The 13,295-nt window shown below is 64.7% G+C and carries 11 protein-coding genes; 8 read left to right on the top strand and 3 right to left on the bottom strand.

Annotated elements, in window-relative coordinates; all coding sequences use genetic code 11:
* Nucleotides 1–2: 2 nt before the first annotated feature.
* Nucleotides 3–1,370, bottom strand: a complete 1,368-nt coding sequence (gene rfbH, locus G6N55_RS05245) for a lipopolysaccharide biosynthesis protein RfbH (protein ID WP_085221880.1) — start codon at nt 1,368–1,370, stop codon at nt 3–5.
* A gap of 152 nt (nt 1,371–1,522) precedes the next feature.
* Between rfbH and rfbF the strand changes: the two genes are divergently transcribed.
* The 8 genes from rfbF (at nt 1,523) to G6N55_RS05285 (ending at nt 10,197) form a co-directional block, all read left to right on the top strand.
* Nucleotides 1,523–2,299, top strand: coding sequence for a glucose-1-phosphate cytidylyltransferase (rfbF, locus tag G6N55_RS05250; protein ID WP_085221854.1), 777 nt, complete (start codon nt 1,523–1,525; stop codon nt 2,297–2,299).
* Complete coding sequence (locus tag G6N55_RS05255) at nt 2,296–3,228, top strand: glycosyltransferase family 2 protein (RefSeq protein ID WP_139826805.1); 933 nt, start codon at nt 2,296–2,298, stop codon at nt 3,226–3,228. The genes rfbF and G6N55_RS05255 overlap by 4 nt, the downstream gene beginning before the upstream one ends.
* A complete protein-coding gene (locus G6N55_RS05260; protein WP_085221852.1) occupies nt 3,225–5,048 on the top strand; it encodes a thiamine pyrophosphate-binding protein in 1,824 nt (607 codons plus the stop codon). The genes G6N55_RS05255 and G6N55_RS05260 overlap by 4 nt, the downstream gene beginning before the upstream one ends.
* A 95-nt stretch (nt 5,049–5,143) precedes the next feature.
* The gene (locus tag G6N55_RS05265; protein ID WP_085221851.1) at nt 5,144–5,944 is read left to right on the top strand and encodes an aldolase/citrate lyase family protein; all 801 of its coding nucleotides are present in this window, start codon (nt 5,144–5,146) and stop codon (nt 5,942–5,944) included.
* Nucleotides 5,945–6,042: 98 nt separating this feature from the next.
* Nucleotides 6,043–6,708, top strand: coding sequence for an SDR family NAD(P)-dependent oxidoreductase (locus G6N55_RS05270; RefSeq protein ID WP_085221850.1), 666 nt, complete (start codon nt 6,043–6,045; stop codon nt 6,706–6,708).
* A complete protein-coding gene (locus tag G6N55_RS05275; protein ID WP_232078926.1) occupies nt 6,699–7,787 on the top strand; it encodes a 3-dehydroquinate synthase in 1,089 nt (362 codons plus the stop codon). Before G6N55_RS05270 ends, G6N55_RS05275 begins: the two co-directional genes overlap by 10 nt.
* A complete protein-coding gene (locus G6N55_RS05280) occupies nt 7,759–9,033 on the top strand; it encodes an FGGY family carbohydrate kinase (RefSeq protein ID WP_085221848.1) in 1,275 nt (424 codons plus the stop codon). Before G6N55_RS05275 ends, G6N55_RS05280 begins: the two co-directional genes overlap by 29 nt.
* A gap of 426 nt (nt 9,034–9,459) precedes the next feature.
* Nucleotides 9,460–10,197, top strand: coding sequence for a methyltransferase domain-containing protein (locus G6N55_RS05285; RefSeq protein WP_163667175.1), 738 nt, complete (start codon nt 9,460–9,462; stop codon nt 10,195–10,197).
* A gap of 24 nt (nt 10,198–10,221) precedes the next feature.
* Here the strand turns inward: G6N55_RS05285 and G6N55_RS05290 are convergent, their stop codons facing one another.
* Nucleotides 10,222–11,154, bottom strand: a complete 933-nt coding sequence (locus G6N55_RS05290; protein ID WP_085221846.1) for an NAD-dependent epimerase/dehydratase family protein — start codon at nt 11,152–11,154, stop codon at nt 10,222–10,224.
* 9 nt (nt 11,155–11,163) lie between these two features.
* Nucleotides 11,164–13,236 carry an acyltransferase family protein gene (locus G6N55_RS05295; RefSeq protein ID WP_232078927.1) on the bottom strand — a complete coding sequence of 691 codons (2,073 nt, stop codon included), beginning with the start codon at nt 13,234–13,236 and terminating at the stop codon, nt 11,164–11,166.
* Between the last annotated feature and the right edge of the window lie 59 nt (nt 13,237–13,295).

The following is a 13,295-nucleotide window of genomic DNA, read 5'->3' on the forward strand; positions in this document are numbered from 1 at the left end:
GGCTATCGGGCGGCCTCGGCCATGTACTCGCGGATCGAATCCGCGACGAAGTCGAGCATCGGAGTGGTCAACGCGGGATAGGTGCCGACCCAGAACGTCCGGTTCATCACGATGTCGGTGTTGGTCAGGTCCCCCACGATCCTGAAGTCGACATCGCGGTATGCGGGCTGTTTGACCAGGTTTCCGGCGAACAGCTGGCGAAATCCGATCTTGCGCTCGTCGAGGAACTGCATGAACTTCGTGCGGTCGACGGGGTGCTCGGGATCGAGGGTGATCGGGTAGCCGAACCAGGACGGGTCCGACTTGGGCGTGGCGACCGGCAGGATGAGCCCCTCGACACCGGTCAGCCGCTTGGTCAGATACTCGAAGTTGTCCTTGCGCGCCTGGACGAAACCGTCGAGCTTGGCCATCTGGGACAGGCCCACGGCGGCCTGCATGTCGGTGGCCTTCAGGTTGTAACCGATGTGGCTGTAGATGTACTTGTGGTCGTAGCCCCGGGGTAGGTCACCAAGCTGCCACTCGAACCGCTTCTCGCAGGTGTTGTCGTTGCCCGGCGCGCAGTAGCAGTCCCGGCCCCAGTCGCGGAACGACTCCGCCTGCTTGCGCACCAGCGCCGACTTGACGAACACCGCGCCGCCCTCGCCGGTCGTAATGTGGTGTGCGGGATAGAAACTCACCGTCGCGGTGTCGCCGAAGCTGCCCGTGCGCTTCCCGTCGTACGTCGACCCGAGGGCGTCGCAGGAATCCTCGACCAGCCACAGGCCGTGCTTGTCGCACAACTCCTGGACCGTGTCGAGGTCGAACGGGTTGCCCAGGGTGTGGGCCATCATGATGGCCCGCGTCTTGGGGCTGACCGCCTCGCGGAGCCGCTCCGGAATGGCGTCGTAAGTGCCCAGCTCGATGTCGACGACGACCGGACGCATTCCGTTCTGGATGATCGGGTTGACCGTCGTGGGGAATCCCGAGGCCACGGTCAGCACCTCGTCGCCGGGTTGCAGCGGGCGCTTGCCGAACCGCTTCTTGTACTGGCCCAGCTTCGGGCTGGTCAGGGCGCTGAGCGCGACCAGGTTCGCGCTCGACCCGCTGTTGACGAAGATGGCTCCCCGGGCACCGACGTAGCGGGCCAGGGCGCGCTCGAAGAGCGGGTGGAACCGGCCGGCGGTCAGCCAGCCGTCCAGCGACGCGTCGACCAGCGCGGCGAAGTCTTCCGAGTCGAGGACCTTGCCCGACACGGGGACCGGCGTGACGCCGGGGACGAACTCGGAAGTCGTGAGCTTGCGTTTCGCGTATTCGCGGACCGCGGCAAGGATATCCTCGCGATACTCCTCAAGCCCGCCCCCCGTAAGCCCATCGGTATCGAGTCTTGAAATGAGATCTCCTCGTGCGTGTGTGGTCTGTACGGCGCCCGGCGGGCCTGGGAAACCCCGCCACCGCTTCACGACATTGCTAGTGTGTCACCTGCGCGACGCCGCGTCAGCAAAACCGGTCGGGGAACGATTGCCTTGAGATTGGACAACTCCTCATGAAAGCCGTGCTTCTCGCTGGTGGTCTGGGTACCCGAATGCGGGAGGAAACCGAGTTCCGGCCCAAGCCCATGGTCGAGGTCGGGGGACGGCCGGTGCTATGGCACATCATGAAGATTCTTGGACATCATGGCATTTCGGAGTTCGTCGTGTGCACGGGCTACAAGAGCGAGTACATCAAGGGCTACTTCTCGAATTATGGGGTGTCCAATCTGGACTTCACCATCACCCTCGGCGATCAGTCGAGCATCAAGTATCACGGCTCGCACGACGAGTTCAACTGGCGGGTCACGGTCGCCGACACCGGCTTAGACACGATGACGGGCGGCCGGATCAAGCGCATCCAGAAGTACGTCGGCGACGAAGCCTTCCTCTGCACGTACGGCGACGGTATCGCCGATGTCGACATTCCCGCCCTGCTGGAGTTCCACAAGTCGCACGGCAAACTCGCCACCGTGACGGCCACCCAGCCGATGAGCCGGTTCGGCGTAATCGACCTGGAGCAGGACGGTGCGGTCGCCAAGTTCCGGGAGAAGCCCAAAACCGAAGACTGGATCAACATCGGCTACTTCGTCTTCGAGCCGGGGGTGTTCAACTATCTCGACGGCGACGAGACGGTGTTGGAGGACAAGCCGTTGCTTCGTCTGGCCGAAGACCGCCAGATCGCCGCGTTCCCGCACCGAGGGTTCTGGCAGCCGATGGATACCTTCCGGGAATCCCAGCTGCTGAACAACCTCTGGAACAGCGGGAACCCGCCTTGGAAGGTGTGGGAGTGAAGAAGAAGATCGCCGTAATCGCCCCTGCCTACAACGAAAGTGAATGCGTTGAGGAGCTGGCTCGCCAGCTGGCCGCGGTCTTCGACTCCGAGCCGGAGTACGACTTCGAGGCGATCATCGTCGAAAACGGTTCCAGCGACGACACCATGGACAAGCTGCTCGCCATCCACAAGAGGGACTCGCGATTCAAGATCGTGCAGCTGGCCCGCAACTTCCGGATGGATGGGGGTCTGACCGCCGGCCTCAATGTCGCCGACGCCGACGCCGTCGTGCTGATGACCGCGGACCTGCAGGACCCGCCCGAGTTCATCCCGGAAATGATCCGGGCCTGGGAGCAGGGCTACGAGAACGTCTACGGGGTGGTCACCGAGCGTGGCGGCACCGGCCCGATCCGCAAGATGAACTCCCAACTGTTCTACTGGCTGGCAGGCAAGCTCACCGACGATCGAATTACCAGCAATGCCAGCGACTTTCGCTTGGTCGACCGCAAGGTGTACGAGGCCGTTCGCTCGATGGAGGAGCGCAACCGGTTCGTCCGGGGACTGTTCTCCTGGGTAGGTTTCAAGTCGATCGGGCTGCCGATGAAGCGGGCGCCCCGCTTCGCGGGCGAATCCAAGGCCTACACCCTCAAGGTGATGGACCTGGCCGGCAAGGGGATTCTCGCCCACTCCTACGTGCCGCTGCGACTGATCACGATGACCGGGTTTTTCCTGAGTGCCGCGGCGGCTATCGCCGTCTTCGTGCTCGCCGCGCGGTTCATCTTCTACGGGGTGCCGTTCCCTGGATTCGGGTCGCTCATCTGCGTCATGCTGATCGGCTTCGGCGTAATCACCCTGCTGCTAGGGGTCGTCGGCGAGTACCTTGCGCTCATCTACGAAGAAGTCAAGCAGCGCCCGAACTTCGTTGTCAGCCAGAAAATTGGCTTATGACCTCTGCACCGTTTAAGTACTCGGATCAACTGATCGACTGGCTGGTCGACGCCGGGTACACGCACTGCTTCTTCGTCGCGGGTGGCAACAACATGCACCTGCTGAACTCGGTGCGGACCAGAATGGTGTGCGTGCCGTTCGTGCACGAGGTCGCCGCCGCGATCGCGGTCGAGTACTTCAACGCCGCTCGCGATGAGAACACCGGGCGTGCACTGGCTTTGGTGACGGCCGGTCCGGGAATTACCAACGCGATCACCGGAATTGCGGGCGCGTGGCAAGAAAGTCGCGAACTGCTGATTATCGGCGGGCAGGTCAAAAGCAGTGACCTGAGCCGCGGGGCGGTGCGCCAGCGCGGCATCCAGGAGATCGACGGTGTAGAGCTGGTACGCAGTGTCACCAAACGCGCGATCCGCATCGAACATCCGGTTGCCCGCGAGGTCATCCTCGACGCCGTTCTGGACGGCCGCACACCGCGTCAGGGACCCGTCTTCCTGGAAATCTGCCTCGACGCGCAGGGCGCACCGGGGCTGACCGGCCAGGACGGCGGCACAATTCCCGCGGCGGCCCCCCTTCCCACGGTGTCGGCAACGGATCTGGACCAAGTGGTGGACTGGGTGCGCAAGTCGGAGCGTCCCGTCGTGCTGATCGGCGGCGGTGCGAGCCGCGCGGCGGTGCGAGCCCTGGGGCAGCGGTCGGCGGCCGCGGGCATCCCGTTGATGACCACCTGGCACGGGGCCGACCGGGTTCCGACCGAACACCCCATGTATGCCGGCCGGCCGAACACCTGGGGACAGCGGTCGGCCAACCTGCTGATTCAGCAGGCCGATCTGGTGATCGCGATCGGCAGCCGACTGGGTCTGCAGCAGACGGGTTTCGCCTGGGAAGAGTTCGTTCCCGTCGGGCGGCTGGTCCAGGTCGACATCGACGCCGCCGAGCTCGAGAAGGGGCATCCACGCGTCGACCTTGCGCTGCGCGGCGACGCCGACGCATTCCTGGCGGCCCTGTACGACGCCGACCTCGGCGACGCCGGGCGGTGGCAGCCGTGGCGGGAGTTCGTCGCCGCCGTGCGGGCCGAGCTGCCGCTGAACGACCCGCAGAACGTCACTGCCGCGGGATACGTGGAGCCTTACGAGTTCGCGATGCGGTTGGCCGAGGTCGCCCGGCCCGACGCCATAGTGGTGCCGTGCAGCAGCGGCGGCGCCTTCACGGTCGCCATGCAGGCCATCCAACTGCGAGCCGACCAGAAAATCGTCTCGAACAAGGCGCTCGCGAGCATGGGCTACGGGCTGTCCGGGGCGATCGGCGCGGCCCTGGCCAACCCCCACCACCAGGTATTCCTCACCGAGGGGGACGGTGGATTCGCCCAAAACCTCCAGGAGCTCGGCACGCTGCGTGCGACATCGGCCAATGTCAAAGTCTTCGTTCTCAACAACAATGGGTATGCGTCGATTCGGATGACACAGCGCAACTACTTTGGAGGGGCGTGGATCGGTTGCGACGCGCAGACTGGCCTGGGTCTGCCGAGCTGGGAGGAGCTGGCCCGGGCATACCGGATTCCGTTCGCCCGCGTCGATGCCGAGTCTGGTTTGGACGAACCTTCCGTCATATCCCTGCTGGACGCGGACGGCCCCGCGCTCATCGAAGTGCCCATCGATCCGGATCAGACCTACTACCCGAAAATTACCTCGGCGGTGCAGGCCGACGGCTCCATGAAATCCAACCCGCTGCACCGGATGAGTCCCGATCTTCCTCCCGATGTCGAGAAACGGGTGTCCGTGCACCTCGGGGCCGTAATGTCCCAAGTGGCAAGCTCGAATTGAGCGCGTGAGGTGTTTTGCCCAAAATCGCCCGTCGTGTCGGATGACGCGGAATCATTCTCTGCAGACTGATTGGGGCCCAAACAGGGGAAGGCGAGATGAACAAGACCGAACGGCAGATGGCCGAGATCCTGCGTGTTGGCAAGGAAAAGCACGGCGTCGTAAGTGTCAAGGCCGAATTTGAGGCTGAAGGCACCCGAATCGACGAGCTGCTGCGCCTTGTCGACATCGCGCGCTCCGCGGGTTTGCCGCTCACGGTCAAGGTCGGCGGCTGCGAAGCGATGCGAGATCTTCTCGAGGCCAAGCAGATCGGCGTGCGATACATCGTCGCCCCGATGGTCGAGACCGCCTATGCGCTGTCGAAGTACATCGCCGCCAAGAACACCGTCTACGACGAGGACGAGGAACTCGACACGGATTTCCTGTTCAACCTGGAAACGATCACGGGTTTCAACAACCTCGATGAGATGCTCGAGCTGGCCCACAAAAACCGCGGCGTGCACGGCATCGTCTTCGGCCGGGTCGACTTCACCGGATCGCTCGGTCAGACCCGCGAGACCATCAACAGCCCGGAGATCACCCGCTATGTGACGACCGTCGCCGAAAAGGCGAAGCAGGCCGGTCTCGATCTCGTGCTGGGTGGCGCGATATCTAGCGACACTCTCGACACGATCCGCGAAGTCGCGAAGGTGCACCTGACCCGCTTCGAGACCCGCAAGGTCGTGTTCGACGGCTCGGCCGGCACCCTCGACTCGATTGAAGACGGTCTGCTCAACGCCGTGCACTTCGAGTTGCTCTGGCTGCTGAACAAGCGCGACTACTACGGCCACATCACCGACGAGGACGCCAAGCGCATCGAGATGCTCGATAAGCGGTGGAAGGTGCTCAACCACCACTGAGCTCAGTCGGCACCGCCCCAAATCGCCGCGCAAGAAGAAGGGACGAGCGTGACCGGGTCCGGCCAGCGACGCGTCCGCGATCGCGGGGTTGAACACACGTGAGTTCCACGGCTCTCGTCACCGGCGCCGCGCGCGGCATCGGCCGCAGTGTCGCCGACACATTGGAGTCGAAGGGAATTCGAGTGCTGCGGCCCGGCCGCCAGGAACTCGATCTCGCGCGGTCCGAATCCGTCTCCGCCTATCTGAGCGGGCTTGACGAGACCGTCGACATCCTGGTGCTCAACGCTGGCATCAACAATCCTGAACCCCTGCAGGATATTTCGGCGGAGAATTGGTCAGGCACGCAGCAAGTCAATGTCAGCGCCAATCTTCAACTCCTGCAAGGATTACTGCCGCGGATGGCGGCCGCCGGCTACGGCAGAGTGGTCGCGCTCTCCAGCGTCTACGCGCACCGGGCTCGTGCCGGACGGGTTGCCTATAGTTCGTCGAAGGCGGCGATCGAGGAAGTCGTGCGTTCGGTCGCTGTGGAGTACGGACCTTTTGGTGTGATCGCCAACTGTGTCGCCCCGGGGTTCGTCCTCACCGATCTGACATACCAGAACAACGACGCAAAGCAGCTCGACGCGCTGGCCGCGCGCATCCCGATCGGCCGGCTGGCCGAACCCGTGGAGATCGCGCGGTTTATCTCCTGGCTGGTATCTGCCGAGAATTCCTACATCACTGGACAGTCCATAGCGATCGACGGAGGTTTTCTGTGCCTGTGACCGAGGATCGAATGATCATCAAGTCCGAACAGGGTGACTACCCGGTGGATTTCGTCAGCGACGTCGCGCAGGTGGCAGCGCTGGTCGACGCCGGCCCGGAAACATTCGTCATCATCGATGAACTGCTGGTCGACATCTACGGTCCAGCGCTGGACGGGCTGTTGCAGTACCCGACCTATCGGGCGACGGCCGACGAAGAGACCAAAACCCTTGCCGGCGTTAGCAGTTTCATCGACTGGCTGCTGGAGAACAAGGCGACTCGCTCGGCACGCATCGTGGCGATCGGCGGCGGCGTCATCCAGGATGTCGCGACTTTTGCGGCACATGTCTACTACCGCGGCGTGAGCTGGATAAACGTTCCGACGACGCTGCTCAGTCAGGCGGACAGTTGCATCGGAGCGAAATCCAGCATCAACGTGTTGCCGTTGAAGAATCAGCTCGGCGTCTTCCACTCGCCCAGCCACGTGGTGATTTGCTCCGAGTTTCTGTCCAGCCTGCCCCAGGTCGAGCTGGACTCCGGCTACGGCGAGATCTACAAACTCGCGCTCACCAACGACGGAGCATTCTTCGACGACCTCGTCGACGCCTTACGCGATGGCGGCCACCGCAATCCGCGTCTGCTGGAGATGATCCGCAAAGCACTGGAGAGCAAGCGGCTCGTCATCGAGCAGGACGAACACGAGTCGGACTTGCGACGCGTGCTGAACTACGGCCATAGCTTCGGTCATGCGCTGGAAGCGCTGACCCACAACGAAGTTCCGCACGGGATCGCAGTGATGTGGGGCATGGACCTGATCAACTTTCTCGGGGTGAAGTGGGGCCTGACCAACTCGCAAACGGCCGCACGGGTGCGCACCGCGCTGACCGCCAACACCGACTACACGATAGCCAATATCCCGTCGGCCCAGGAGCTGGTGGATACGCTCAAGCGCGACAAGAAGGTTCGTAAGGGCGTCATGTACTTCTCGGTATTGCACGACGAGGGCGACCTGAGGATTGTGCCGAAGCCACTCGACGAGGCACTGGTAGCCGAGGTCTCGGAATACCTGGATGACGAGCCGCTCTTCGCTGCTCGTTGACGTCGGTGCGACCTACGTCAAGGTCGCGGTGCTGCGGGCGGACGAAAACATCGTCGCGGAAAGCAAATTCGACTTTCCCCCGTTCTTATCGCTCAACGGGCCGTATCGAACGGTCGACCCCGCCGTAGTGCTGGCCGTGGTCGAAGGGGCCATCGCGTCTGTCCTCCCCATGGCCGACAACCCGGAGCGGATCCTGCTCAGCGGCCAAATGCACGGCTGGACGCTGACCGACGAGCACAACGTTCCGCATCTCCCGCTGTCCACCTTCCAGGACAACCGCGCCCTATTGCCGCGTAACGGCAGTTCGCACCTTGATGAACTGCGCAACGCACAACCGCCGGAAATCTGGCATGCAGCCGGAAACGAGCTGCGCTCGGGACTACCCGTTGCGGGCATCTATGCGACCGATCTTGCGGCCTTCGACGGTCCGCTTCGCGTGCACAGCCTGCTGTCTTGGGTGGCCGCGGCACTGACCGGCACCCCGGCATTCGTCCAGCACCTCACCGACGCGGCCGCCTCCGGCATGTTCGACCTGAAAGCCGGATCCTGGTCCGAGCAGATCACCGCCCTGGTCGGCGGCCGCACCCGACTGCGACTCCCGCAGGTGTCGTCGACGCTGGAGGTGGTCGGCATCCATCGCGATTCGGGCGCCACCGTATTGACTCCGGTAGGTGATCAACAAGCGGCGCTACTCGGGGCCGGACTACGCCGGGGCGTCACCGCCTTCAACATCTCCACCGGGGGTCAGGTTGCCCGCCTCGCGAACGAGCCGGCCGGGCAGCGGTGCCAGACGCGGCCCTATTTCGACGGACTGCTGCTGCACACCAAAACGCACCTCCCCGCAGGACGGGCGCTCACCCGCGGTGTCGAGTTGCTGTCGCGCGGCCGAGCCGACGACGGCGCATGGGAGTGGGCGAATCGGGCTGCTGCCGCGCCGGCGGACCATCCGCTCCCCCGGTCGCGGCCGACGTTTCATCACGCCGACGGCGGTGGGTGGTCGGGCATCACGGATGCTCACACCGCCGAAGACCTCATGCGGGCACTCGTCATTGCGATCGCCGCGCCCTATGTCGACTCGGCTCCCGATGTCGGGTTCCACCCGATGGATGAGCTGCTGTTCTGCGGTGGCGTGGCCCAGCGTTTCGCCCCGCTGCGAACCGAGATCCGGTCCGCACTGGATCGTCCCGCCAACGTCGCACCCGATGGCGACATGGCGCTGCGCGGACTCGCCGGCCTGGCGCGCTAGACGCGGAGCAATCCGGATTTGCCGAGTCGTCCGCTCGGCAAACGTCCCGGTACCCGGGTGCCGAGCTGACGGCACAGTTGCCGACGTGAAGGCAACGACAGTTCGACCGTGCGCGAAATAGCCAGCGCGCTAATCGATTACGAATCGACCGCTGACCTGAAATAGAACCGCGAAGCGCGGTTTTTCTAAGGGCAGGAGGGACAACGAGTCCGCTTGCTTGACAGGGGGTTTCGAAACGCCATGCGCCAGGGATGTCCGATCTGCGGAGGGCCGGGAGCCATCGAGGCGTATGGCCGCATCGCGCCATTTATTCTCGAGCTCCGCAGTGGTCCGCGGGACGGACCGCGCGATACCGCCCTTCGCCGCTGCGACACCTGCGATTTGACCTACTTCGCCCATCGTTTCGATGCTGACACTCTTGACGCCATGTATTCGGGGTACCGAGACGACCGCTACCTTTCGATCCGGCGAAGCTGGGAGCCCTGGTACTCGCGGAAGACGAATTCGGCAACCAAGCCCGGCTCCGAAGCCGCCGCCGAGCGCACCGAGTTCATGACCGAAGTCGTTGGCGCTCATACCGACATCGACAACCTACGCAATATCGTCGACTACGGAGGCGACGAGGGTCAGTTTTTCCCCGCCGGCTACCGGGGCCGCAAGTATGTCATCGAAGTCTCGGGAAAGAACTTGGTCGAGGGCGTGCAGGCCGCCTCGACGCTCGATGAGCTGCCCGACCGGCCTCACCTGGTGATCGCGGCTCACCTTCTCGAACACCTCGTTGACCCTCTGGCTGTGGTCTTCGAGATTCGGGCCGCGGTCGCCGACGACGGGTTGTTCTACGTCGAGGTGCCGTTGGACCGGCCGAAGGTGCACCCATGGCATGCCGGACCGCATTACCGCCTTTTCCTGAAGTGGGTTTCGGCATTCCGTTTCAGCTGGGTTGTATTGGATTTCATCACCGGCGTAGCGCGGAACTTCGGCCGTGGTGTGCCACGGTTAGGCACCGTCAAGCAGAGCGAACATATCAACTACTTCTCGACGCGATCTCTGCGAACGTTGCTGACCCGTGGCGGTTTTCGGGTAGTAAGCACGGCCTCCGACGCGACGGCGAGTGTCGGGGGCTTGCGGATGGGCAGGCTGGGAGCACTGGCGGTTCCGGCGTGATTTCGCACGCCCGGGTACGGGCGGTCAAATCCCGCCGAGCACCCCTCGAGCGGTGATCTCGATTTGACGGTCAAGGGGAACGCTGCCGAATTGCCATTTCTGGCAACGACTTTCCCAGTCCTTACCGTCGCTATGGTACCGATCCGGATTGCCGGCATCGACCGTGTCACGGCTTATTGACGCATCCGGGCGCACTGCTTGAGCGACCCGACTTGCCAGCTCGCCCATCTCGACCAGCTCGCCCCCGCTTTCGATCGTGCACGACCCGACACCACCCTCAGCGATACCCAGCGCGAGTAGCTCCTCGGCGAGTACATAGCGGCGAAACACCGGACGGCGTGCGGTAATTCGTATCGCCCCGGAGTCGGCGGCCTGGATCATCGATGCCAACGCGTAGTTCCGCGGATTTTGCACGTGGGCACCCGAGATGCTCCACGCCCGCGCGACAACGGACACCACCCCGCGCTCGCCCGCCGCCCGCGCCAGACGTTGCTCGGCCTCGCGCTTGAGATAGCCGTAGGGGTTGTCCTCGAGCGATCCGTCGAGAGCGTCGTGGGGGTAGACCGCCGCCCCGCTGGAGAGAGTGAGTGCCAGCCGTACCCCCGCCAACTCCGTCGCGTACACCAGTTGGTCGGTCAGGCCGCGGTTGACGGCGACGTACTCGCCGAGCGGCATGCCCGCAACGCGGTCGCGGGTCAGAAAAGCGCAGTCCAGCACCACAGTTGGGGCGAACGCGGCAACCTCCGCGGGGTCCCACTCGCGGCACTCGATTTCACGATCAGCGACGCGGATGATTCGGGCCCGACTGGCGAGAGCCAACGTCGGCAGACCCAGCGGTGCCAGCAGGTCCAGAGCGGTCCGCCCCAGCCAACCCGACGCGCCGGTGATAAGGATCCGGTCGTTGCCGAGTGCCCCCGCCACGAATGCCCGCGCACTCGTGCTCACCAGGCCCGTCATGTGGCGGGTCTAGTTGTGTGCGAGGGTGCGGTCGGCCAGCAAGCCGATGACGGGCGCCAACTGCCGTGCGTATTCGTAACTCAGGTGCACCTCGTCGAGGTACACCAGGGTGTTGCCCACAATGACCGGGCAGCGCTCGGCGGTGCAGAACAGCGCGGTGAGGTCGGCGTACTGGCCCCCCGCGGCTTTGGTGGCGGTGGCCTCGGCCGCGATACCCGCGTCGTCGACCGCGGCCGAGCGCGGCCGAGCACACGCTGTCGCATCGTCGAGGTGACCGGAAAGGCAGACCGGCACCTTTGACTGCGGATCCGGGATCGGCCCGAGCACCAACACCTCGGCGCCGGTGCCGCGCAGGTCCTGAACCAGGCGGGTCAGACCGCCGATCCACGCCGGGTCGTACGCGGTGAAACCCTGGTCGCGGTAGGTGCGCGAGATGCTCAGCACGATCAGGTGTGGGTGTTCGGCCTGTAGTCGGCTGATGACCCGGCCGCGCCACTGTTCGCACTCGGTGTACTCGCGCCGCAGATGCGGGGTGGTGAGGCGCAGATCGAACAGCGGGCAGCCGACCTTATCCAGGCTCTCCAGCCGCCAGTGCCGCTGCACGGCCACTTCCTCGAATGCGGGGGTCCACATCGCGGCATTCGAGTCGCCGACCAGGGCGACCGTCGTCCGTGACGCGGTGTCCCCCGACGAGCATTCGGGCTGGTCGGCCTGGAAAAAGTCGCGCATGCAGGCCCTGCCGAACATGGCCGATTGTTCGGCCGTGGCGCCCGCGAGGGTCGGTTGCAGGTTCGACGGCACCGCCTTGATGTTTGCCGACGCCGCGACCGCGGCCTGTACTTGCGCGAACGCCTGCTGCACGGCATCGTCGTACAGCTCGACATTGCTTCCGGAGGGAGGCGCCACCGTCACCGCGAGGGTCTGCGCCGCGGGGCCCCGCCCGATCGGCAGGGGCACCAACACCAGCAGCACCACGCTGACGCACACCGCCACCGCGGTGGCAACGCCACCGACCCCGAGGCTGCGGCCGGCCGACCGGTTCACGGCAGGCGAGAACCGGAAGGGATTCTCGATGAAACGCAGGGTGAGCACGGCCAGGCCCGCGGAGACGACGACGGTGACCAGCCTGCCCGTCAGCCCCAGCGGGTGGCCGAGCAACGGCGCCGCGAGCAGCAGCACCGGCCAGTGCCACAGATACCACGAGTAAGAGATGCGGCCGATCGCTCGCATCGGCGCCAACGACAACAGCTGCCCGGCTCCCTGGGTGGGGGTGGCACATCCCGCACCGATGACCAGCGCCGTGCCGAGCACCGGAACAAGCGTGGCGATACCCGGGTACTGGGTGGTCGAGCTCAAGAAAACACAGGTCAGCACCACCGTGACCAGCCCTACCCAGCCGGCGGCCGCAGCGGCCAGCGGCGACAGGCGGCTCCACCGGCCGGCCGTGAGAGCCACCAGCCCACCGACGGCCAGCTCCCAGGCCCGGGTGGGCATCAAGAAGAATCCCGCGGGCGGCCACGCGCGAGTAACCAGCAACGCCGCGGCGAACGACGTCACCCCTATCAGTGCCAGGACAACGAGGTATGTCTTCGGTGAAATCGCATCGGCGCCGGCCCGCCGACGCCGGCGGATCACCCAGGCGACGCCGAGCATAATGGCCGGCCACACGAAATAGACCTGCTCCTCCACACCCAGCGACCAATAGTGCAGGAATGGCGACGCGTTGGCGCTATCGGAGAAGTAATCGGTGGCCTCGAGAAAGAACCAGCAGTTGCCCACGTAGAGCGCACTGGTAATACCGTCCAGCAGCACAGGCGGGACTAGTAGTGGGGGCAGTAACAGAAAGGAAGCGATCGCGGTAACGACGCCGACCGTCGCCGAGGCGGGAAGCAACCGGCGGGCGCGCGCGCCGTAGAAGCGGCGCAACCGGATGGTCCCCGCGCTGCTCACCTCGCGCCAAAGCAGCCCAGTGATAAGGAAACCCGAGATGACAAAGAAGACATCCACGCCGATGAACCCACCACCGACTCCGGGCACACCGGCATGAAAGAGGACGACGCCCAACACGGCGATGGCGCGCAAACCCTCGATATCGGGGCGAAACTTGCTCTGCCCCGGGCGCGGACCCGCACCGTCACCAT

It is taken from the genome of Mycobacterium florentinum, assembly GCF_010730355.1.
GTDB classification, from domain to species: domain Bacteria; phylum Actinomycetota; class Actinomycetes; order Mycobacteriales; family Mycobacteriaceae; genus Mycobacterium; species Mycobacterium florentinum.